Source organism: Membranihabitans marinus (assembly GCF_019802045.1).
GTDB classification, from domain to species: Bacteria; Bacteroidota; Bacteroidia; order Chitinophagales; family Saprospiraceae; genus Membranihabitans; species Membranihabitans marinus_A.
The window spans coordinates 24,627-48,838 of the sequence record NZ_JAHVHU010000014.1 but is presented as its reverse complement, the minus strand read 5'-3'; the positions used below and the strand labels follow the sequence as shown (position 1 = coordinate 48,838).

13 protein-coding genes are annotated in these 24,212 nt (G+C 44.0%); 1 reads left to right on the top strand and 12 read right to left on the bottom strand.

Going from position 1 to position 24,212, the window contains the following annotated elements:
• Window positions 1-32 precede the first annotated feature (32 nt).
• The 10 genes from KUV50_RS14700 to KUV50_RS14655 all read right to left on the bottom strand — a co-directional run bounded on the left by KUV50_RS14700 (window position 33) and on the right by KUV50_RS14655 (window position 18,462).
• Window positions 33-2,270 (bottom strand): alpha/beta hydrolase, encoded by a 2,238-nt coding sequence (locus KUV50_RS14700; RefSeq protein ID WP_222580934.1) that lies wholly within the window; start codon window positions 2,268-2,270, stop codon window positions 33-35.
• A gap of 677 nt (window positions 2,271-2,947) precedes the next feature.
• Entirely contained in the window at window positions 2,948-4,384 is a 1,437-nt protein-coding gene (locus KUV50_RS14695; protein ID WP_222580933.1) for a sulfatase, read from the bottom strand.
• 2 nt (window positions 4,385-4,386) lie between these two features.
• Complete coding sequence (locus KUV50_RS14690; RefSeq protein ID WP_222580932.1) at window positions 4,387-5,835, bottom strand: sulfatase; 1,449 nt, start codon at window positions 5,833-5,835, stop codon at window positions 4,387-4,389.
• Window positions 5,836-5,843: 8 nt separating this feature from the next.
• Window positions 5,844-8,429 carry a DUF4962 domain-containing protein gene (locus KUV50_RS14685; protein WP_222580931.1) on the bottom strand — a complete coding sequence of 862 codons (2,586 nt, stop codon included), beginning with the start codon at window positions 8,427-8,429 and terminating at the stop codon, window positions 5,844-5,846.
• 23 nt (window positions 8,430-8,452) lie between these two features.
• Entirely contained in the window at window positions 8,453-9,211 is a 759-nt protein-coding gene (locus KUV50_RS14680; RefSeq protein ID WP_222580930.1) for a DUF1961 family protein, read from the bottom strand.
• 12 nt (window positions 9,212-9,223) lie between these two features.
• Window positions 9,224-10,600 carry a hypothetical protein gene (locus tag KUV50_RS14675; protein ID WP_222580929.1) on the bottom strand — a complete coding sequence of 459 codons (1,377 nt, stop codon included), beginning with the start codon at window positions 10,598-10,600 and terminating at the stop codon, window positions 9,224-9,226.
• 17 nt (window positions 10,601-10,617) lie between these two features.
• The gene (locus KUV50_RS14670; protein WP_222580928.1) at window positions 10,618-11,934 is read right to left on the bottom strand and encodes a sulfatase; all 1,317 of its coding nucleotides are present in this window, start codon (window positions 11,932-11,934) and stop codon (window positions 10,618-10,620) included.
• 36 nt (window positions 11,935-11,970) lie between these two features.
• Window positions 11,971-13,848, bottom strand: coding sequence for a RagB/SusD family nutrient uptake outer membrane protein (locus tag KUV50_RS14665; protein WP_222580927.1), 1,878 nt, complete (start codon window positions 13,846-13,848; stop codon window positions 11,971-11,973).
• A 20-nt stretch (window positions 13,849-13,868) separates the two neighbouring features.
• Window positions 13,869-17,453 (bottom strand): SusC/RagA family TonB-linked outer membrane protein, encoded by a 3,585-nt coding sequence (locus tag KUV50_RS14660; protein ID WP_222580926.1) that lies wholly within the window; start codon window positions 17,451-17,453, stop codon window positions 13,869-13,871.
• Window positions 17,454-17,457: 4 nt separating this feature from the next.
• A complete protein-coding gene (locus KUV50_RS14655) occupies window positions 17,458-18,462 on the bottom strand; it encodes a FecR family protein (RefSeq protein WP_222580925.1) in 1,005 nt (334 codons plus the stop codon).
• A gap of 156 nt (window positions 18,463-18,618) precedes the next feature.
• Here KUV50_RS14655 and KUV50_RS14650 point away from each other — a divergent pair, with 156 nt between their 5' ends.
• Window positions 18,619-19,149 carry an RNA polymerase sigma factor gene (locus KUV50_RS14650; protein WP_222580924.1) on the top strand — a complete coding sequence of 177 codons (531 nt, stop codon included), beginning with the start codon at window positions 18,619-18,621 and terminating at the stop codon, window positions 19,147-19,149.
• Between the two features lie 600 nt (window positions 19,150-19,749).
• Here KUV50_RS14650 and KUV50_RS14645 read toward each other — a convergent pair.
• Together KUV50_RS14645 and KUV50_RS14640 are read right to left on the bottom strand one after the other, a co-directional pair.
• Complete coding sequence (locus tag KUV50_RS14645) at window positions 19,750-22,911, bottom strand: PQQ-dependent sugar dehydrogenase (protein ID WP_222580923.1); 3,162 nt, start codon at window positions 22,909-22,911, stop codon at window positions 19,750-19,752.
• Window positions 22,912-23,059: 148 nt separating this feature from the next.
• Complete coding sequence (locus KUV50_RS14640) at window positions 23,060-24,196, bottom strand: DUF4855 domain-containing protein (RefSeq protein WP_222580922.1); 1,137 nt, start codon at window positions 24,194-24,196, stop codon at window positions 23,060-23,062.
• Between the last annotated feature and the right edge of the window lie 16 nt (window positions 24,197-24,212).

Sequence of the window (24,212 nt, the reverse complement as noted above, 5' to 3'; positions counted from 1 at the left end):
GCTAAAATAAAAAAATCTGGACCGTTATGCCCCTAAGGGCCGGCTAAAAACACATGCGGTTTATCAAGTCGCCGAATACTGGAATTTCCAAATTCATCCAGCAAATAAAGCTCTATGGTATACGATCCAAAATAGGGGACATTAATCTTTTTAGTGAATATAAAATCACCCTTTACCCGGTCACCATCCTCCCCCGTATCATACAATTCCCTCTTAATCTTGGTGTCAGGATCATCGACAGAAGTTAGTTCAACAACCACTTTTTCTATTCGACCTCCATCCAGCACGCGCACTCGCAACTCATTATTTGCTTTCAACGTCACCCTGGCCACTTTCGGTTCGGTGGTATCTGTGCCTTGTATCCGCAACCGTATTTGTCCTCTTCTTTCAAGATGGTCCGGATAGTCAGGCAACCAATACAGAACCCCCAAATCAATGTGATCACCTGGTGATGCATTTGAGGATAGTGTGGGCACAATATATTTAAAACTACCTCCTACATGATCAAACGGAGCCCAACTATCTGATTTTCTGGTCACTGGATCGCTCAAATCAACATGAGGGCTGGTGGAAGTTAACTGTGTCAATCGGTGTATTCCCCCTTCTTCAACCAAGATCTTAAAGGTTTCACCGGGATTGAGAACGCCGTCCCCATTGCCATAGCCCAAGCGGGCAGTGACTGTATCCGACGCGTTTTCCAGATAGGTAAATACACGACCGTCAGCAATTTCAAAAGGTTTTGTGAGCGTTTGGTTCTTCCGGACGGGCAACACTATGGACTTACTCCATTGTGCGCCTTTCTCATCCGTAAATACCAGGTTTAACTTCTGGACCGAACCGTTTTCCAGGGTTCGGGGCATCGTAAGGAGACCGGTGATATTTTCCAGCACCCCAGGGCTCAAAGTTTGAATTTGAGCTTGAAGCAGATTCGTTTTATCCTTTAAAAGTTGCCAGCTCAGTCGTCCACGTACCATATCTTTATTGCCCAAATTAACCAGCTGCAGCGAAATTTTATTTTTCGCACCCGGTTTTAAAAATCCATCTTCGTTGGCCTGGACAGAAAAGACGACAGGCCAGGTGGATTGCTCTCCAGATGCTGTGATCAGCACATCGTTTACTTCACCGTTCAACTTTATGGTCAACCTACCTTCATGATCCGAGACCACCATTTCTTCCCGTATATCTTTTCGGGAATGCGAAAAGAACCTGATGTGATAGCTTGCATTTTTTCTGTAGATCGGCGCTGTACGAATAACCATGTCAAACTGTGCCATGGGTCTTCCATTTGGGAGAAAGGGTCGTATCGAACTTCGGAACCCACTTTTGCATACCTGTTCAAAAAGTGTAAACCCGGGGATATCCCGATTGGACGATATCTTATAATCCCAGACCTCAAATACGGGAAACACATCGGTATGGTTCCACTCTTTCGGCTGTGGAAGGGCGGACTCAAACGATCTGTCAAAAAAATCAAACATATCATCCAATCCCGAGAGAGCATGTCCTCCGGGATAGTCCTGTACTTCATAATGATCCAGAACATTTGAAAAAACGGCATTCAAATCTTTATGGTACGCACGTATAAAATCATCCCGCCCGTAATTTAACCGCAAGCGCACCCCGCCGTAATTTCCATACATATCGCCATGGTAGTATTCAACGGGGAAGTCTTTCGGTCCTATTACAAACTCCGGTGAACCACAAAAACTTCCCGCTGCAGAAACCAGGTGGGAATATTTCCCGCCCAGCCAAAAGGCCATAAATCCCCCCATGGAGTATCCCATAATACCCCGTTTGTCACGATGCGGGATGGTTCGGTAATTTGCATCGATAAAATGGACAATTTCAGGAAAATACATTGCAAACTGCCGATGGGTTTCCACCGGACCTATGTTATAAGGTCGCAAATAATAATCCTGCCCTTCATCTCTATTATACCCATCCGGTTTCACGACGATCACATTGTATTGTTCTACTAACTCCGCGATCAATGCCGCTTCGGAGGGGCCTTTATCATCAGAATGTGATTTTTTCAAACTTCCAAAGTAACGCTGGGACCAGCCGTGGTAAAAGTAAATAACACCATAGTGGGTAGATGCTTGCTTTACATAATTCGAGGGGAGGAAAATCCTGTATTTCCGAATTTCGCCCATGACTTCGCTGTAATGAGAGGAATCAACGACGATAGCACTTTGAGCAGAAAAAGCCAAAAACAGGCTCATAACACACTGCAGCAAAGGCCAGACAATACTCTTATTCTGAAATACCATCTTGCAATTTATTATAAATCCTCCAAAATATCCGCCTTACATGATTTTAATCGGTTAAAATTCAAAACTCAATCAACCTGCTTTATTCACCACGTCATCTTATTTTCATGCAAACCAGTTCGTGTATCAATTATTTAAATTCCGTCTATTCTGGACCTGTTCGCGGAGCTGTTTGATCCGAAAAAAGAGTTTTTCGGTTCACTTATTCTATCCCTCAAAAAAAAGGATGTTTTGGTCCCAGCGTCGAATGTGGATTGATCACATTCGAGGACGCCTATTCCGCTTTATTAACACGTCAAACTATTATGATGCATAATTTCCAGTGCATCAATTGCTTATTTCCTAAAATTGGGCACATTACAGAGCCCAATTTTGGGCGACGTTTGACTTTTGCGGACTATGGCATGAATATGTTCAATCATACCGGACCATCGGCCCAAACCGAGCTTTATTAACTCATTAGTGCACAAACTCCACCCAATCAATATTAAATAAGTTGTAGCGTGGAACACCAAATAATTCTATTAGCGTGGTTCGCCTTTTAACCCGCTAGCTGGGGTTAAGGTGAGGCTTTGCAACGCACGTTAGCACAAAAAGGGACCAGAATTAACCATAATGATTTATGAAACTGAGTACTAGAAACCAACTTCACATCTAAAAAACTCCCGATATATACCTCATCGGGAAGTTTTCCGGAAATATTCATTGATTTCATAACCGGAGTATGATGACCAGGAATGATCATTTTCAGGTAGCAGGTTTTGCAACAATTTAGTAATTTGATTCCAATCTCGATTTATAGTATCGATTGCTAAATTATTCCATTCATTGGGGTCTTCTTGTCGATCATACAACTCTTCCGAGCCATCATCATATCTGATATAACGATAATTGCCAAATACTACGGAATGGTTGCCACGGCCATAAGTGGTAATTGCCGGATATTCCCAAGCGAGATTCTCGTCATTGAATAAGGGCAAAAAACTTTTTCCTTCGTTCGCAGGATTTGGTGGCAAATGACATAAATCAACTAATGTGGGATATATACTTAATAGTTCTGCAGGTGCAGCAATAGTTTTATTTTGTGGTATTCCAGGTCCTTTAAATATTAATGGGACACGAGTTCCTACATCCCATAAGCAATGTTTGGCAAAGGTACTCTTCTCTCCCAACCGATAACCGTGATCAGACCAAAGAACAACGATCGTGTTATCAGCATACTGGCTATTCTCCAGAACCTTCAATATTTCACCAACATAAAAATCAACAAAAGAAACACAAGCCAAATAAGCCTGAACGATATTCTTCCATTCACCATTTTCGATGGCCCACTGAGTACTAGGGTACATTGGCATATCATCAATCTTATCTACTATGGCAGGAATATCCTCAAAATCATACTCCAGATATGGTGGGGTTGTAATTTGTGCAGTATCATACATGTCAAACCATTTTCGAGGTACATACCAGGGTACATGAGGACGTAAAAAGCCTACGGCCATAAAAAAGGGCGAATTATAATCCTTGTTCAAACGATCCACGGCCCACTGTGTCGATAAATAATCCGGCATTTCTATATCTTTATCCGGGAATGCCCCCCAATCCGTACTGGTCCCTTTTTTGCTCCATTTAAAATATTTGCCATCAGATGGTTTTGGGCCGAATCCTTTTACACGACCTCCTGATTCGTGAAACAAACCTTCCGGAGCATGTTGGTGAAATATTTTGCCCACTCCCATGGTATAGTATCCGTGATCTTTAAAATATTGAGGTAGTAACGAAATGTCTTTTGTTGCTGCGGATGCTTTGAGTAAATTTTCATCTTTTATTTGACCATAAATACCCGTAGTAGAAGGTCTTAAACCTGTCATTACAGAGGCTCTGGAAGGACCACATAAAGGGGCTTGACAATGAGCATTGGTAAATAGAACACCTTGTGCAGCCAGTCGATCAATATTGGGGGTATAAGCTACATCATACCCCATACAATTCAAAAATGTGTTCAGGTCATCAATAGAGATCATTAAAATGTTGGGACGGTGATCTTCCTGCTCCAAGTAACAACCTGAAGACATCGAAATAACAACACATAACAGCCATACAATTCTAGTCATAGTCAAGGATTATATGTTTCCAATATTTCGGCATTCACTTCCTTAAGGTAATCGATCAGCATGGTATATAACTCTTTAGTTTTTGTGGGTAAGGAATCTGCGATATTATTGGTTTCTCCTATGTCGTCAAACAGATTATATAATTCTACTTCGCCTTTCTTCCAGCGCTTGATCAGCTTATAGTGACCAAAAATAATAGCAGAATGTGGATAATGGTCATTGTACCTATGAAATATTAATGGCCTGGATGCCATTTCATTCATGGGAGCGGAACCTGTAAGAACATTTTTAAAGCTGTGGCCATCCACATCCTGGGGCAGTTCACCTTCAAGGCCTGCCAGATCAGTTATAGTAGGCAATATATCCCATCCCACCACGGATGTACTGGTTTGACTTCCGGGGTCTATTCCGGGACCTGCCACTATAAACGGCACTCGGATACCTCCTTCATACAACGTCCATTTCCCACCCCGTAATGGGTAGTTGCGCCGCATTCTCCCATACTCAGATGGAGGAATCATCTTTTCACGGGTCTGCGGCATAAGTTCCACGCCTCCATTGTCCGCCATCATTATGATATATGTATTATCTTCGATGCCCAATTCATGCACCTTATCTAAAATCAGGCCAATGCCATCATCGAGATCCCTAGTCATAGCAGCCATTCCCGGATCCCCATGCTTAGTCCCCGGATCTTTTTTCCAGTATTCATCAAAGGATTCTTCAGTGGCCTGGATGTCCACATGGGTCGCATAGTGCGAAATCTGTAAATAAAAAGGATGGTCAGTTTTTACCTGACGTTCCATGAAGTTCAATGCCCGGCTTGTCAAACTCCTGATCTTTTTGGGGTTGGAATTGATAAAATACTCTGTCCATTTCGTGATTGAATTGGAGTTCATATTTCCGTCTTTATTGCCCGTGTTCCCATCGCTTTCATCATAGCCCAGATCCTCCGGAAATATATCTGCACGCAGATCCCATTTCCCATAATGTGCCGTGCGGTACGTGGGGTCAATGGATTTGAGTACACCCGGGATGGCCAGGTGTGTGTCGGAATCAGGACCGTAATCATTTGCAAACCGGATGTCTCCCTGCCGTGCCGGTGTCTGACCAAACTGCAGGCTTCGGCGGGAAGGCGAACATATCGCCGCAGATGCGTATCCGTGGGTGAAGCGTTTGCCTGCTCTCGCCAATCGTTCTATGTTGGGGGTCTGATAAAAATCACTTCTGGATGATGGTTGTTCGTCGTCCATTTGGAGTGATGTGGACGACCACCCCTGGTCATCGGTGAATATCAGGATGAAATTGGGCCTTTCTGCGCCCGCCTGACTGTACAAAGAAAATGCGGTGCATACAAAAAGCAGGGGTAGTAACGATGTAAAACTACCCCCTGGGAATGATCGATTTCTATGATAAGATGTATTTATTCGATTCCTTTTTATTGCATTCATTTTTCTGTTCATTTTTGCTCAAACTGTTTTGCGGCGAGTTGCATAGCTGTCGGCATTTGATCATCTGATTCCTGGAATACCACCTGACCATCACTCATTTCAGCCAATTTCGCACTTCCTGCTTTCCGACCTTTATAAGTCTTACCATCCAAGTGGATTTCATCTCCACCGGTAATAAAAACCACTTTACCATCTTTTCTCGTAATCTTCAATTTTGGCGAAACATCATCGTTAAGTTCAGCATTGAAGATCCATTCACCGCATTTAATAGTGCCTTTCTGATCGTGTTCCAGGTGAACCAATTGACCATCGGGTCCCACCTGTATCACAGATAAAAACCGCATATCACCTGTACGATCACTTGTGCCTTTCAGGTGCCAGCCGCTATCATTATACTCCTCCATTTGATCACCGGATTTTGATGCCTTCCGCCAATTCTCAGCCGGCACTTCATATTCATCTGTCAGTTGCCAGGTGATTTTCTCGGAGCCAAATACACTGACCCGGCTGGACGCTTCATCCATTTCACACGAAAATGTATTCTGGTCATTTTTCAAGTTGATTTTATATGGACTGTGGAGCACCCAGGACCATTCGGCTGGATGATCGGCCTCCAAGACATCATAGGTGACAATAATATTAGGATACAACATCACTACATGGCGGTCAAATCTTCGTACACCATAATCCACTTTTCCACCATGTTCTACCGTATTGTAGGCCATGGAAGCATCCCCCTTTGCATATGCCAAATATTTTCCATTTATAAACCGGGGAATACAGCCATAGGCTTCGGAACTGTAAGGCTGTCCGTGACCGTTTATCAGAATTCCATTGTGGCTTTTGGTATGTTTATACCATCCCAACCGGTGGGGATCATTCATGGATATTTTGTGCCCGGAATGATAATACAACGGTTTCCCTCCGTACAATATGTTGAAGGTGTTCTGATCTGCCAGCATATGACCGTAAGATCCAAATGGACTGGATCGCAAAGCTAGCATCAAATTCAGAGAAGTATTTGAAGGATGTGAATGCATATACACCAAGCCGGCGTCTTTGAATACATGCGCCTTTTCCAAAACCTTCATCCTGTTTTTATCAGGTTGTGTCATATTTCTTAAATATTTGAGGCGGAGCCATCGTAGATTATCGTCATCCGCTATATGGAAGCCGGTACCCTTAGCAGATTCGATGGCATACTTCGAGGCTATGGGGTTTTGTGTGATTTTACCCAACGCATCTGCATAAGCTATATAAGAGTTATTGGGTTGGGAAAACCCTTTGCTGTTGTCTCCAAATCCATCGCTGGAGGAGTGCGGTGGCAGACTGTACCACAAATACCAGGGATTGTTTTGATACCAATTATTGTGCCGTATAAAATCAAACCCAGTCAATTCTTTGATCGTCAATGGGATATCGAGCAACATATCCATATTCATTGTAAAATAGCTGTTGCCGTTGACCCATGCCCCGTCATCCCGCCCAAGAGCAGGTGCCCGTGCCAGAAATAATTCATATAAGTAATCGACCCAATCCTCCGCTTCGGGGATATCCCCATAAGTGGCCAATGCAGTTTGGAAAAAATAGTGTAGTATATGCTGCCAGACGTGGTTGGACAACACTTTAGCCTCAATGAGATTGATCCAGTGATGGTAAAAGCGATCTCCACGGTACCGAATGGCCTGAAGTAATTGCTCCTTTTCGGATGTTGATAATTGATCATAAAAGGTGTCATAGGCCAGAGCCATCGACAGCATACAACGGCTATCACCAAAATCATTCATGCTGCTGACCCCTTCCGGATCCCAGGAAGCCACCATCATCGCCCACTCCTTGGCCTTATCTGCATACTTTTGATTTTTAGTAAGTACGTAAGCTTTGGAGAGCCCGCCTATGACTTCAAAAGCTGTATTTCCGAGCACTTTGGAAGCATCTTTTTTCAACTTATTTATTCTTGACGGGCTTAATTGGAGGTGATCCGAAATATCCAATTCTTCCTGAATGAAGGGCCGCTGCATCTGAACTTCTGCGTTTTGTATAATCCGCCGGGTATCCTCCATCTCACTGGTTTCCTGACGAAGCCGGAACCATTCCTCCTTAGAAATGAGCACACGCGGATGACCTTTCGAAATGCTGTTTCGGAAATTTACTTTCGATGGCAGATTCCAAATCGGTGTAGAATCCGAAATAGTAAATTGGCTAACCTTTGACCACGGACCATCGTTGGTCCGGTATTGCCAATACCATTTTCCGGGGTTCAGTCTTTGGTAGGGATTGGATATGGCATATGGTATATCCGTATCCATAAAGACGATCTCCTTGAAGTCCGGATCTGTGGCTAACCGAACATCGTATGTAGAGTTATTTTGATGTGTGACCGGCCATAAAAAAAAGGGAGGATTGTACGACGCCTCCATTCCGGAAGACGGCTCAGGCCACTTCCTGAACTGAGGATGAACAACCGGTATATCCTCAGGAGAAACCATTTTATCCACTGAATTGCGAGGATGATTCTGTCCCCAGGCCCAGCCGGGAATAACCATATATATCATTGATAAAATGATCGAAATAATGAATACCTTTCTATACATGATCGATGTGATTATGTGGTCCGTTATTCTTCAATGCTCCATATTTTTAAATTCCGGTACCGGAAATGTGTCCATTGCATTTGACGGAACCCAATTTTGCCCCCTTTATAATAAGGTCTCGGATCATTTTCATCCGTGTCCATCCAGTCGATGATTTTCCGGTCATCCACATACATCCGGATGAGGGGGCCTGCTTTAACGAGTTTCATGTGATGGATTTTTGTGGATTCCGTTGGTATGCCCTCATCACCGCTGCTGACCAATACAAAATTATTGTTCTTCCTCAGGTGCGAACTTCCTCTATCCGGCTTTTTGGGGGTATTTGCATAATAGGAGATGTGATAATTGCGCAACTGATCTTTGATGTACCAGGTAAAATCACCATCACGGGCGGGCAGGGAAGAATCAAAAATGTCTTCTCCGTGAATTCCTTTTGCTGCAAAAAATATGATGCATAAGCCAGCGTCGGTTTCCAGGTTCTGTGCCTCCCATTCCACAATGATACTATCCGGAAAATCCATCGGGCACCAAAAAACATGATGGTATTCTTCTTCAGGTGAATACATTTCCATCCATCTGTCCCGGAATTCGGTTACGCCAGGCCCTTCCATCACCCAGTCTTTTACATCTTCCGGGCCGGACAGATCGTTTTCATATATTAATGCTCCTTTTTCAATTTTGTCGCTAGCTCCTGAACGCCCATCCTGGCATCCTGTAGAAAGGAGGGTGATGGACAAAGAAAAAACAACTAAAATTGCAATATATCGTACAAAATGATTCATGGTGATATCTTTCTAGTTGACTATTGAAGCTATATCTGCGATAAAAACCTGACGTTTACCTTCGGGAGCTCCATTGAAACACACTTCCGAATAATTCCTGTTCCAGGTGGGATGAGGATCCAACTTGAATTGACTCCCTCCTTCATCGGAATACATTTTTCCTTTATTACCCACATCATTGGAAATGGTGCAGAGGGTATATTCACGGTCACTGGCGAGGTCGATAAACCGGATCGGTATTTCATCATTTTTGGTCACATAGGTCTGTTTCCGGTATGCATCAGCTATAAGATACTTTGTCTGAGGATCAACACGGGGGTGTCCGCTTCCGAGGTGTTTTTCCGAAAGGACCTGAAACTCCGAGCCGTCATGCTTAAACATGGAGAACCGCATGTTCTTGTATCCCTGCCACGTGGGTATCGTATTCATGATGATATGGTCGCCATCGGGATGCCAGTTGGGGTGATTTCCACTACCACCCAGTTCCGCCTTCTGATTCCATTTGTTTCTGGACAGGCATTGGACAATATTGTTACCGTCTGTATCTAGGGTAAATAAGGAAGCATGTCTACCCTCTCCATTGAACAAACACCGAAATACCTGCATGATCCGGGAACTTTGACTATTGAATTTGGTGTGAAAAGCATAGTACACGCCATCTTTATAAAAATTTTGATCTTCCGGAATGCATTGACGGTACAAATCATTCATACTGGCCAGTAATTTTTTTTCATTTGTCTGCAGATCCGTCAACCACAAACCTTCCGTGTCCATTTGTGATTTTTTCAACTGATGAGGGATACCGGAAGGCGGATCAGGCAAAGAATACCCGTACTGGGTAATGTTAACGTAATTCAAGTTAGGCCCGGCCACCCATTGGCCATTCGGGGATATGTCGTATTTCGGTCCGGCGTATGCCAGGATTTTTCCGGATGTGATATCAATGCGAACGCAAACCGGCACATTATTGATCAGATCGTTGATGTACACATATCGGGATGAAACATCACTCCACTGGGCGTTGGCACCCAGCTGAAACGACCAGGCGCGGGTTTCATATATTTTCCGGATGGTTTGTCCGGATAGATCTATGAGACAAATTTCTGCCGTATCGCCCCACCTTGGTTTCTTTTTCTGATAGGGCAGCCGGGTCACTAAAAGATATCTTCCATCCGGACTCCAGGGACATTCATCATAAAAGGTATGGATATAATACCCATCGTCCGGTGTAACTTTGACTATAGGCACCATAGTCCGTCCTTTTCTGTAGGTTTCAAAGGGACATGGACGTTCCTCCCAATCGGATGCATGTATCGACCAGACAGCAGGTCCTGCAGCTATTGCAAGCGATCCTGCTGAAGTCATTTTTATAAATTTACGTCTGTTCATTGGTGTCTCTTTTCCGTTTACAAATTCTCTTTTAATGCCTTCATCTCATCCGTTAACGGGTCACCCTGGGTCTCCATCCACACCAATAGATCATCCATCATTTTTGATATCACCTGCCGATATTCAGTGTTGGTGGCAAGATTGTTTAGCTCATACGGATCTGTTTTGATCTGATAAAGTTCAATCGCCGGACGCTTCAGGAACTGCCTGGCCCGCTCACCTTTCCCGCTTTTTATCCACGATTGGATCACCTTATAGCTGTCTGTCACAGCACGATCATCCGGTTCATCCATTCTTTTAATATGGAATTCGTTTTCATGGCGGATATTGACGATCAACTTGTAGGTATTTCCTATTATGGCACGTATCGGATAGGTGTTCGCTCCGTTCACGCCCTGATTGGTATAAGTAGCATAAATTTGATCATGGATCGATTCACGATGCCCCTGAAACAACGACAACAGGCTTTTACCATCCAATCCATCCGGCACTTGGCCGCCAGCAGTCTCTATGAGGGTCGGGAGCAGGTCTGTCAAACTTATAAGCGCATTGATTGTGGAGTTTGGCGGCACTTTTCCGGACCACTTGACTATAAACGGCACGCGAATCCCCTGATTGTAAAGCGTCCATTTGGCAAAAGGGAAGGCCGGGCCGTGATCACTCGTATATATTTGTAATGCGTGATCGTATCCATATTTTTCTACCCAATACAAGTAGCTTCCTAATTCACGGTCCAGGAGATCCACATGGTCATAATACGCGGCTGTGAATTGACGGGTTTCTTTCGTATCAGGCATCCAGACCTTTGGTGTAATATTTCTGTATCCACTTTTATGGTTGAAATAGGGTTGATGAGGTGTGTGGGTAGCGATGATCAAGCAAAATGGAGTGTTGCCGATGTGTTCGAGAAATTCAGGGATATCGTGCAGACCGATATAATCGAAGTCAAATGCATTTTCAGGACGGATATGCTTTTTCCCTGCCAACACTACTTGGTACCCTAATGGCTTGAGGTAGGCAGGCAATGTCCTGATGCCGGAACGAATACGACCGTGATTCTGATCGCAGCCATTGGAGTGGGGGTACAGACCTGTAAACAATACAGAGCGGGAAGGGGTACACACACTAGTTGCCGAAAATGCCCTGGAAAAAATCATTCCTTCCCGCGCCATTTGATCGATAATAGGCGTTTGGAGATCGGGATTCCCCAGGCATGCAGCATCATCGGCTCCATGATCATCCGAAAGGTATATAATAACATTAGGACGGTCGATCCCACGACCAAGAACTGCGGAGAGCACAGAGAAGATAAATAAACAGATGTAAATTCTCATGTATATGACCGTTTCAATGGCTGCTATAAAAACTTGTTATGGATTATTGCCTTCGTCAGGATATCCTTCAGGGGTAAAATCCACCATGACCCCACCTCCGCTGCCATAGCCATCGTTCTGTTCTAAGATTCGATCTTTATTTGCATCTATGGCATCCGCCGGAAAAGGATACAATTTATGAAAATCCTGAATATAATCTTTTGACATAGCATTGTATTTCCGTACTCTTTCCAGGTATTTACCGGTCCTCAGAAGGGAGATCCTTCTCTGTTCTTCACCGATGAGTTCACGAGAGCGTTCATCCAGAATAAAATCAATAGTTATTTGTTCGGGAGGCACGGGAGAGGTCAGGGCTCTGTTTCTTAGTTTATTAATCCACTGGGCTGCTTCATTTGAGTTGCCAATCATCAACTGGGCTTCAGCATAGAGTAGGTAACTCTCTGCGATTCGAATGTGGGGGATGGAAAACCAACTGTTGTCCTTTGAACCGAAATCCGTCGTAGTGGCAGCATCTGTTTCCCATTTACGGGGATAGAGATAAGTATGCTTGTCCTGCCAGTTGGGATTTCCAAGATTGTCGGGTTTGAAAATAAAAAATCCATAGATGGTATCCCCTTTATTCCCTCGGTCCATCAGGGAAGCATCATTTTTATAAAGTGTTTCTTTCAAGGTATGCGATGGGGAGTCGGTCACAGTACCATTCTCATTCCAGTCATAGACCCAATACCTGCGAATGGAAGTCCCCTGCCCACGGATATCATCCATCTCATACAGGAAATTATCACGAGTATCCTCATTATGCCACAGCCAGTGGTCGATGATGTGGGGATCTTCAGGATCTTTTTTATCTTTCAATTCATCGTACAGGGCATACATTTTCTGATCCATCATAGCCCAGGGTGTCATCAGGTACCGGGCCTTGCCAAAACCACCAAACCGCTCATACCATTCTGCGTTTTGTTTGATTTTTTTATGTTTTCTATATTCTCCGGTCCAGGAATCGAGCAAACTTGTCATTGCTGACCCGGGAAGATCTGTCCCATTGGCCAGCACAAAGATGGTTTCTGTATTTCCATCGGCATGGTACGGGTTTCGGATCATATCCATAAAATAATTACCATCCGGGTCGTTGGCGGTTCGCCCCATCCGTTTATGGACCAATTCATATCCTTCAGATTCAACCAGAGGTTTCAGCACTTCAATGGCCTTTTGAAATTCACCCATGGACAGATAGGTTTCCCCCAGATAATGCCGGGCGGCTGATCCATTGATCCTGGAGACATCAGAGGTCAGCAGCGGGAGATTTTCCACTCCATATTGCAGATCTTCTACCATTTGATTCTTTATACTTGCGATATCAACTCTTTCCCAGGCGTTGCTATAGGTAGCCCCGGTGATTTCTTCCGTACTCAGGGGAACGGGCCCAAAAGCATAAATCAAAAGCCGGTAAGCCCACGCCCGAGCTACTCTTGCCTGTCCCAAAATTAATTTCCGGTTATTTTCAGCTTCCATGCCGGTCGCTCCTTCCCAGTCTACGTCAGGGTTATTTTCTGCTCTGTGGATGATCATGTTCGTCGAGTTGATGACCCGGAAAAGCCAATTGTACACGCCAGAAACTTCACTCCATCCCGCAGCGATATCCAAAAACTGATTTACGGAAGTTGTGCGGGTGGAAACATTGTCGGTATTCATTACCCAAAGCTGATCCCTTGTCCGGGTATCTCCCTTGGTATACATTTCACGCATTTGCGCATAAACCGCATTCATGCCCGATTCAAATCCAGAATAGCTATTGAACAGGTTATTCGCGAAAATGCTGTCCCGGGGTTCTTCACGAAGGAATTCATCTTCATTACAACTAAGTACAATAAGGAGTCCAACAGTGGTCAGGAATAATGTTTTAAAGTATCTCATTGTGTTTGGTGTTTAGCTAATTAAAGGGTTAGTCTCAGACCAAAAATAAAGCTCCGTGCTCTTGGTACTCCGGACTGACTCGAATATTCCGGATCAAGGCCTTGCCAGGAAGTAAAGGTGTATGCATTCTTAACGTTGATGAAACCCTCGATGCCTGATACTGGCCACCGGATTAATGTTGATCCGGGAACTTTATAGGACAGGCTTATATCCTGTAACCGGATAAAATCCGCTTTGTGATAGGGTGCATATCCCGGCACATTGAGCTGGCTTCCTGCGTTTATTCCCGGGTAAGTATTCACTGGATTTTCAGGTGACCAGTAATTAATATTCAACTTTCGTCTTGGGCCAATGCTCCGACTGTTGATCAATCCATTGGCCTTAGTTACCCCCCAGACACCGTTCAGAAAGACGGTGAAGCTCCAGCTTTTATAACGGACCGTATTGGTAAGGCCTGCCAGAAAATCAGGATTCCGGTTTCCATGTATGACCTTATCATCGGAACCGGTAATTACTCCATCGCCATTAACATCCCGGAGAATGGGTTGGCCGGGACGTGCTGTATTGGTGACAAGAACGATCTCCTCTGCCACTTCCGGACGCAATTGATAGTTGTTGTTTTCATCCAGGATATAAACTCCGCTTCCATCCACCATAAAATCTTCCTTTTGAAGAATACGATCCACTTCATAATCAAAGTTCACATTCACAGGGTGACCGATAAACCATTGACTCGCCACATCATCGATGTAAGCACCATCATCATCCTTCAATCCTACCTGGACGATCTCTGACTGATAAGTACTGAAATTCATGATCGTTTCCCAAGAGAAGTCCCTGGAACTCATGTTGATGCTTGAAAGTTGAACTTCAGCTCCATGATTCAGGGTTTCTCCTATGTTTCTCAGAATGGAAGTCGTTCCGTTAATCGCTGAAATGGTTTCATTCAACAGCAAATCAGAGGTCCGGGATGTATATACATCCAAACTGCCGCTGAACCGTCCGCTTTTTAACGAAAAATCAATTCCTGCATTCAAGGACTTCGTCGTTTCCCAACCGAGGCTGGGATTGGATAACCGTTGTGGAAAGAAACCGAACAATTGGGTCTGATCGGGTGAAATATAATTTTTAGAGGACATTCTCGGCAAAGTAGAATAGGGACCTATAGCCTCATTGCCATTTTCGCCATATGATAATCGCAATTTCAACTGGTCGAAAGCGGTCATATCTGCAAAAAAGGATTCATTGGCCAGGTTCCAGCCCAGGGCAACAGAAGGAAATAATCCAAATTTCGTATCATCCCCAAAAGCGGAATAGCCATCGCGTCGCAGCGTTGCTGTGATCAGATAACGATTGTCATAGGAGTAATTGGCCCGGAGCATTTGGGAGATATAGCCTTTCCTGGCGTACGCTGCATCAGCTGTCAGAATTTGAGCCTGGGCAGGCTGAAAAAAAGACATGACATCATTGGCAAATCCCCGGCCGTTTATACGGTTGTTTTCTCTTTTATTCTCCTGGGCACTGTATAATCCTGTGAAAAACAGGGAATGAAGTCCCATTTCCTTATGGTAGCTCAATATGTTTTCAATGATCCAGGAATTGTCCTTAAAGTTGCCTATGTGCAGGTTGCCTCCATCTATCCGGCCAGTTACAGTATTGAGTCCTTTGTAGGTTTTATTATCGTTGGCATTCCAGGTAAAACCTGTATTCAATTTGTACTTTAACCCCGAAATGCCGGGTATTTCCCAATCCAGGTAGTGGTTGGTGATAACCCGTGTTTCATTGTCTTCATTTTCAAAAAGCAGGGGTTCCAACGGGTTCTGGATCTTCGTATCTTCCGGTATAGGGCTTAGATTGATCGTTCCGTTTTCATTAAAGGGGACATACAATGGGCTCAACATAAAAGCACCGCTGTTTCCTCCCCAGGTGGCAGCGTGACCTCCGCGATCAAAAAAACCAATCTGGGTATTGGTTCCATAATGGAGACCTTTGAGCAACCTCTGGTCCAGGTTGACCCGGAAGGTCATCTTTTCAAATTTATCCCCCCGTGCGATCCCAGTTGTATTCGTGTATATTCCCGACAGGTAATATTTTGTCTGTTCGGTTCCACCTGAAACGGATAGGCTATGCTGTTGCTTGTGCCCAGTCCGGGTAGCTAGGTCGATCCAGTCTATATCACGGCCATTGGTCGGATATGCCAGATCATCTGCCAGTGACAACAAAGTTCCACGGTCATGAACATTATCCGGGTATTGGCTGAGCAGGTTGTCGATAAATCCGTCCCAAGTTTGTCCGGGGTACCCTTCCATAAAAGCACTGATCTCGGTGTCTTCACCATTGAACACTTCGTAAAGACGATCCCGGAGGCTTTCGGTGTTACTGGGCTGGGTAAGTACATTGATCACATTTCTTTCGATCCGGTCTGCCCAGTATTCGGATGCATTTTGCATGTCCGGAAGGTGAGCGATGTTGTCGAAGCTGTACATTCCGCTGTAATTGATCCGCATCTTTCCAGCCTGACCGCTTTTTGTAGTAATTAAAATAACGCCATTGGCTCCCCTGGATCCATAAATAGCCGTAGAAGAAGCATCCTTTAGTACTTCGATACGTTTCACATCGTTTGGGTTGATCTCGGAAAATGAACCGTTGTAAGGTACACCATCCATGATGACCAGCGGGCTGTTGCTGGCTGTGATGGAATTCTGGCCACGGATGAGAATAGTGGCACCATCTTCTGCCGACGAGCCTGATGTGGTGACGGTCATACCTGGCACATTTCCCTGGAGAGCCTGGATCAGATTCGTTTGCGGACGGCTTTCTAGGATCTCCGTGTCAAACGAAACCACAGAACCCGTTACATCGCTCTTTTTCTGTGTTCCATATCCCACCACCACGACTTCATCCAAAGTCTGCAGATCCTCTGTCATCGTCACAGAAATATTTGTTCTTCCTTTCAACTCCACTTGTTGGGTTTGGTACCCCACATAAGAAAACACCAAAGTAGCCTGTTCATTTACATCTCGAAAGATGAATCTACCTTCAAGATCTGTAGAGGTTCCTTTATTAGTACCTTTCACCTTAATATTCACTCCTATGAGCGGACCTCCCGTTTCATCAGTGACAGTACCGGAAACATTGAGTACCATGCGATGCTTTTTAAGATAAATCTTACTCATCTTATTTTTTGACGAAAGCTGCTGCATAGTATTCAACACATTATTTTCTCTTTTTTCTTCCGTAAGGATCAAATCATCAAGGTGTCGGGCCATCTTCTTTAAGGAGGATATACCCTCCCGGTCACTTCGGTATATGATTACATATTTGTTTTCATGGATACGATACCGAAGAGATGTTTCTGATAATACCTGCTCTACTGCTTCTGATAATGTAACATCTCCTGAATCATCATATTCAACTGTATGATCCTTAATCAGCGACTTATTGTAAGTAAAATATACATCGTATCGTATGCTAATCCTTTGTATCGCCTCTTCAAGGGCCATCGGCTCTCCCTGATACGCTAGTAAACTATAGGGAGTGCTCATCAAGACAACCAAAACCAATACCGATACGTAATACTTAATAAAGGTAAATCCTACTTTCATAATCTTAATTATTTTGATTGTCGCTCATTTGTTTGGTCTTAACTATTATTTTATTGGATGTCGAATCAATAAATCGCACTCCCAGCGATAACTCCAAAGCCTCCCGAGTAAAATCCCAATCCGTATAGGGTAATCCCTGGACAACGATGATATCCCCGAGATTTCCCGGGGTTTCTATGATAAACTCCTTGCCGTAGATGTCCTCCATTTTATCCAGAATCTGGATGCCAGTCAGATCTTCAAAAGTGAATACACCTTCTTTCCAGGAGAGGGCTGACTCGGATGACTGATCCGTCACCTTGCTGATCTTCTTTTTTTCTGTATCATAGTGGACCAGATCTCCCGGAACCATTTCAATGGGCTGAATATCTCGCCCCTTGAGTACGACCTTTCCTTCTTTCAGAAACACATTGGTATGGTGACGGCGCGTTTCCAGATTAAACTCGGTACCGAGGACATTGACATCGACCGAGCCAGTTTTCACCACAAAGCCTTTCCCGTCCAGGTGATTAACATCAAAGTATCCCTCTCCTGCAAAGTGAACCGTCCGGATGTCTTCTTTCTCGAAGCCTTTCTTCCATTTTAATTCTGTGTTTGCATTTAAGACAATACGGCTACCATCAGGCAACACCACCTCTTTCGTTTCTTGAAAATCAGTCGTGTGAACGATCCACTCTTCCTGGCTACTGTCAAGAGCATAGAAAACGGCGAACAATAAAATCAATACGGTGGCTGCCACAGACAGCCTGTAAAAAGACCTCCGGGATATACTAAAAACACCTGTCGGAGTAGTAGGTGAACCTATATGATCTGAGATAACTGTATTGGCTTGTGGAGAAGTGCTTACCCCGGCTGGAAGCGTATCATCAATGATTCTATGAAGCATTTGGTTGTCTTCATCATCTTGAATTATATCAAACAACTCTTCAAATTCTTTTTTGGAGAGATCTCCGCGCAAATATTTACGGTATAGTTCTCCAATTTCTTTTTTATTATTATCTTGAGTCAATCTTAAATGTCTTAAGTTAAAAATGAGTTCATCAATCAATTAAGTGCTAAGTAGACGCTTCAGGAAGAGAAAGGACTAGTTGACAGTCTATTTTTTTAAAAATATTTTAAAGATTCCTGATGAATTAAAATTGTCCAATACGATTGAAACTCAAGCATGAACTGGAAAAGAGATATTTATAAGGAGTACCAGGATAAAATCTATGGTTTTATCCTCTTTCACATCAAATCTGAGGAACTAGCCCTTGATTTGACACATGATGTATTTGTCCGTTTATATGCATCCTACACACTGGATAAAATAGATAACATCGAATCGGTCATTTGGACCATCACCCGTAATCGAATCGTAGACCACCATCGAAAAGTAGCCCATTCCCGAAAATACCGCGAATATCTTTGGGGGCAAGTGAACAGCACGAATCCCATAATGAATCATATTGAACATCAAGAAACCAAGGCGCTCTTCAAAGCAGCACTGACAAAGCTGACTCCTCAACAATGGAGGATATACAACATGGCACGTGAGAAGGACCTCTCGTACCGTGAAATTGGAAAAGAATTGAAAATATCACCGAATACCGTTAAAAATCATATGGTGCAAGCGCTACGAATTCTCCGAACCTACCTGAGAGATCACCAAGAAGACATCACCTTCATACTACTGCTGTCGGCGGCTATTGTTTGAAAGCAGTTTCAATCCTTCATGTTCTGCAGAAGATTCTCGTCCTCCAGCGGACTCTTACTCCGTCGCCAAGGATCAAGAGCCCGAATCAAGCTGTGACGGAGAAAGAGAATTAACCCGCTTTATTCACCACGTCAATCTGTTATGACGCCTAATATGTAGTGCATCAATTGCTTAAATTCCAAAATTGGGCATATTACATAGCCCAATTTTGGGTGACGTTTGACTTTTGATTCATACATCTGCTGCGTTACTAACTCCTTGAAATAGAATACTATTCCTGCGGAGTTAGATGCCTTGCATCTGCATAAATCAAAAGCCATGAATTTTGCGGGTTAAGATTCTCCGTAATTAAAAGCCCACTTCCTTTACCAAATTCCTGGCTATTACCTTACTTACACTACACCTCCATAAACTTTATCTATTAAATCGTGGTAAATAATCCGGAATAGGGTGCCGGACATTACTCCGCTAACTGTCCCAACACGAGCTAAACACCATCCACCGCATTAGCCACTTCATATTCACACGTATATGCCCTATTAAGGTGCCGGGCACTATCCACCCGCATCTATCTACTCTGCAAGTGCCAACTGCTACACCTCACTGCACAAACTCCACCCAATCAATATTAAATAAGTTGTAGCGTGGATTATCGGGGTTTGTAAATACGATGTACAAATCATGCACAGAGTCCGTTGATTGCAATTCTCCTTTGTACACATCCCAGCTCCCGCCAGCTTTCCGTGTTACAACCAATTCGCTCACTACAGGTCCGTCAATGCGATCCAAATGAATACTGATTTTACCTCCAGGACCATTGGCCTGGATCCGATATTGCAAGTGATCGATGTCTGTGAGGTCTATGTTTTCATACACAACATAAGAACCATCAAGGATTCCACGGATATAACTTAGTTTTTCTGTAGTAATCGTTCCAATACTTACATTGCCTTCATCAAAGGACTCTGCTTCAATCCGGGACGACTGCCATACATTGTAACTCCGGGTGTGTAGCGGCGGGGTGTCGTTTTCACCCCCTTGATCCGTATATTCAGCCATGAGCACATATCCACCGGACTGATCTTCCGGCGCATGGCTGTCAAACTCAAGGATGCCTTGGGGAGATAAGGTAGCAGTCTTTTCATCCAATGACATGATGTATTGGATCATTTTTCTGGCATCCTGTTCATTCAGATGAGGATGAGGGGTCATCGGCCGACTCCCCCAATTACCACTTCCTCCTTCGATAACCTTTGCAGCCAAATCTTCCACGATGACCGGTGTATTTTGATATTTAGCGGCTACATCCTGATAAGCGGGCCCCACTGATTTTTCAGCGGTATGGTGACACGATTGGCAGTCACTTTTTTCTATGAGTGATTTTCCTTCGGAAAACTGACCTAGATTGACTGTTTCTGAATTACTCAGTATCAATGCCAGATCCGCCCGGTGATCCAAATAACCAAACTGAGGATGCAAATCCACCCCTTGAATCTCTCCATCCTCCGCATCCTTCCCAGAAATGGAATACGCTAACTTTCCATTCTTAGGGATGAATGTCTTGTTACCCGCAATATCCAAGTTGATTTCAGGCGGGGTGTTTCCCACCACAACTTGCACCGATGTTTCACCGCTCGCACCCTCTGAATCTGTGACTGCAAGTGTCACGGAATAACTTCCTGGTTCTTCAAATCGATAATCAACCACCACGCCGCTCAATTCCTCTCCCTTAATGCGCCATACATAGCTTAACTGATCATCCTGATCAAAATCAATGGAACTCCCGGCATCAAATTGCACATCCAATGGAGCCGCACCTACCAAATAATCTGCTTCTATGACGGCTTCCGGCGCTCTGTTCCCTTCCACATACTCGATCCGAACCAACTTGGCATCTGTATTTTTGGAAAACCAATTGGATCCATATTCGAGCACGTACATCGCACCATCGGGTCCAAATTTGAAATCAACCGGAGATGAAAAATCAAACTGATCCAGAAAGGGTTCCATGCTGACCATTTCCCCTTCTTCATCAAATTCCACTACTAAAAACCAATTTCGAATCCATTCGTATATAATCAATTTCCCATCATAGTAACCGGCCAATTGAAATGGAGCTCCATCCATAGCCGCATAGTCATAGACGGGCCCCGCCATACCGGATGCACCTCCCTGCCCTACTAGCGGAAAACGGTCAATGCGCTCACTTCCATACCATATAAAGGCAGGCTGTGGTAAAGGAAGTTCTTTGAGTCCGGTATTGTTCGGTGATAAATTGACCGGATTTTCCGGATCAAACCGGGGTCCTACCTCTTTGGTTTCAAAATCATAGTAGGGGTAGGCTTCATTGTCTCCCAGGAAATAAGGCCAGCCATAAAAACCGGGTTCATCTGCACGGTTAAATTCATCATAACTTAAAGATCCATACTTTCCCTGGACTTTGGTGTAGGGACCAACATCGCCCCAATAAACCGTCCCGTTTTTGTCCACACTAAACCGATAAGGATTCCGGCACCCCATGATATAAATCTCAGGCCGTGTATTGGCCATGCCTTCTGGAAAAAGATTTCCTTCAGGAATAGAATACGTTCCGTCATCTTCAGGTTTTATTCGTAGGATTTTGCCCCGGAGGTCATTGGTGTTGGCAGCAGTGGCCTGGTCATCTGCCAACTCCCTTCCCGGACGCTCATCAATCGGAATATACCCCTCCGCTTCTTCAGCGTTGGTATTGTCACCGGTAGACAGATACAACATCCCTTGCGAGTCGAAGGTCAGATAACCCGCTGAATGACAGCAATACTGCCGCTGCATAGGTATTTCCAGTAAAATTTTCTCACTATCCAGATTAAGTTGCCCCTCCTGGTAATCGATTCGTGATAATCGGTTCTTGTGATCATCACCACCAACGGCATAGTAAAAATAAACCCACCCATTTTCCTCAAAATCCGGATCAATCGTCATGCCCAGTAAACCGTCTTCTATTCCACTAAAGACATCAAATCGGTGGATTACCCGAATCTCTCCTTCTGATGCATCATACAGTTTCACCAATCCTTTCCGCTCAACCATCAAGATATCATTATTCGGCAAAATCTCCATTTCCATGGGTTCATCCATACCTTGTACGAGAACCTGTCTTGAAAACCGGCTGCTGTCTGGTATACGACCTGTTATCGCATCATCAAAACTGACCACATAATTCGGACCAACCGCTGATTGCAATGCTTCTACCAAGCCTTCCTGTCCATGCGAAGGCACAAGAACCACGTGACCGGCACCATACATGGATGGTATATTCAGTTCCAGTTCCTGTAAAGTTTTTGTAATCTTCCAGACCGGGTACGGTTTGATCGTGTCGATAAGCGCAACCAATCCGCCTCCACTTTCCACATAGCGTTCTAATACATTGCGATCCCGGTAGTAAAGATCATCCAGGTCCGACAAGCGTAAAAGAACAGCACTGTAAGTAGCTAACGTGTCCTCATTCAAAAAACCAGCAGTTGGAGTAACTTGTGTTAGTTTCCAGTCTTTTGCTTCGATGTCCGGGAGCACCGCACTGTCCAGACTTTGCGGTGATGCTAGTAAAAGTACTTTTACTTCAGATCGTTTTGGTGTGCAGGAATAAAATAGAAAAAGTCCCCCGATCAGACAGAAGACTGTAGCTTTATTTAGTAGTGACAAATATCGCATATCGGTTAATACATTGCGCAATGAATAAAAAAAAACAAGCATCACTTCGCTCACGATGTGGAGTAACACCATTCGTATATCTTCACTCTTTCGTGCTGAAAGAAATGAAGCTCACCTTCCACTGAACCATCCACGTCCATAAAGTCCGTTGGTTATCCGGTGCAAGTAAACAACTTCACAGCTCATTTCGCGAATATCACCGGATTTTTTTACCTAAATTCTACTTTTTACCGTTCGAAAAAAACATAGTTTTCCGGTCAATAATTTTTTGTGCTAATTTATGAAAAAGCTTTTTATCCGCCGGATTGTCGGATTTTGAAAACTGATAAACTCCATTCCCACCTTCATAGTAAGCAATCGATGCCTCTGAAAACACATGATGTCGCTCAAAGTAGTGTATATATGCTTCCAAACGGTGACTAAATCCAGTTTCAGAACGAGCCAGAGCCCGGCCGTCAAATTCCATTTCCATCCCCATCCCATGTTTGCGACCAAATTCACAGGCTTTATCAAGCTGAGAATCAGGGACATTGGAATTGAAAAAGTGATTCGGTTGTTGCCAGGCAAAATCAAAGCCCAGTTCTTGCCATCGGTCATATCCTTTAGCTCCCCAATACGGAATCCAAACAAACTTAAGATCTTTGGTTCGTACGTAATCGCCAATTTGATTGAGAATATCTTCATTCTTCGCAACATCTTCATCCACCCAATAAAAACCTTCCAGTTCAATATGCTTATAATCTGCTGCTTTAAATCGATTGACAAATTCTTCAATAAACCAATAAGCGGCCTTTAGCCGGTCCTCCTCCGATGAAAAGTCTAAAGTCTGGCCATCCAACTCCCCCCAATCCTGAAAATCCGGAATTGGCGACGGCAAGCCCATGATGACTTTGTGTTTGAATGGTGGGGCACCAAGTTCTTTGATTTGCGCATCAATGCTGGCATCTAAAGCGCCAAAAGCTGTTGTCGCACCAAAATGACGGTCCATCAACCACTCCCACTCTGTCTTCCGGGCATGTTCTCCCACGTATCCGGGCGCAAACCCCCGACCATTTCCGTCTTTAAATTCCAGAAACAGAAATCCGTCAAACAACCAATCTTTTGCTCCAGTCTCGTCTTCATACACCACATAAGGATCAAACTGGTCCTGCGTCCATTCCATCGGTCGATGTACACCCCCGTGATAAATCAACACAACGTCCGCCATATCGATGCGGCCATAATCGGATTGCCCATGACTTAGAGTTCCCATCAAAAGAACTAAAAAAACAATCAGAATGCCCGATCGTATAATACTTATAGCTCCCGTGTCAATCCCAGGCCTAATCTTCTTACTGCATGTACAGTCCATCATCATAGTATAATTTATTCTA

Excerpts from the sequence above, each read along its gene's own strand:
- KUV50_RS14700 (WP_222580934.1), bottom strand. The coding sequence starts at position 2,270 with ATGGTATTTCAGAATAAGAGTATTGTCTGGCCTTTGCTGCAGTGTGTT.
- KUV50_RS14695 (WP_222580933.1), bottom strand. The coding sequence starts at position 4,384 with ATGACTAGAATTGTATGGCTGTTATGTGTTGTTATTTCGATGTCTTCA.
- KUV50_RS14690 (WP_222580932.1), bottom strand. The coding sequence starts at position 5,835 with ATGAATGCAATAAAAAGGAATCGAATAAATACATCTTATCATAGAAAT.
- KUV50_RS14685 (WP_222580931.1), bottom strand. The coding sequence starts at position 8,429 with ATGTATAGAAAGGTATTCATTATTTCGATCATTTTATCAATGATATAT.
- KUV50_RS14680 (WP_222580930.1), bottom strand. The coding sequence starts at position 9,211 with ATGAATCATTTTGTACGATATATTGCAATTTTAGTTGTTTTTTCTTTG.
- KUV50_RS14675 (WP_222580929.1), bottom strand. The coding sequence starts at position 10,600 with ATGAACAGACGTAAATTTATAAAAATGACTTCAGCAGGATCGCTTGCA.
- KUV50_RS14670 (WP_222580928.1), bottom strand. The coding sequence starts at position 11,934 with ATGAGAATTTACATCTGTTTATTTATCTTCTCTGTGCTCTCCGCAGTT.
- KUV50_RS14665 (WP_222580927.1), bottom strand. The coding sequence starts at position 13,848 with ATGAGATACTTTAAAACATTATTCCTGACCACTGTTGGACTCCTTATT.
- KUV50_RS14660 (WP_222580926.1), bottom strand. The coding sequence starts at position 17,453 with ATGAAAGTAGGATTTACCTTTATTAAGTATTACGTATCGGTATTGGTT.
- KUV50_RS14650 (WP_222580924.1), top strand. The coding sequence starts at position 18,619 with ATGAACTGGAAAAGAGATATTTATAAGGAGTACCAGGATAAAATCTAT.
- KUV50_RS14645 (WP_222580923.1), bottom strand. The coding sequence starts at position 22,911 with ATGGTGTTACTCCACATCGTGAGCGAAGTGATGCTTGTTTTTTTTTAT.
- KUV50_RS14640 (WP_222580922.1), bottom strand. The coding sequence starts at position 24,196 with ATGATGATGGACTGTACATGCAGTAAGAAGATTAGGCCTGGGATTGAC.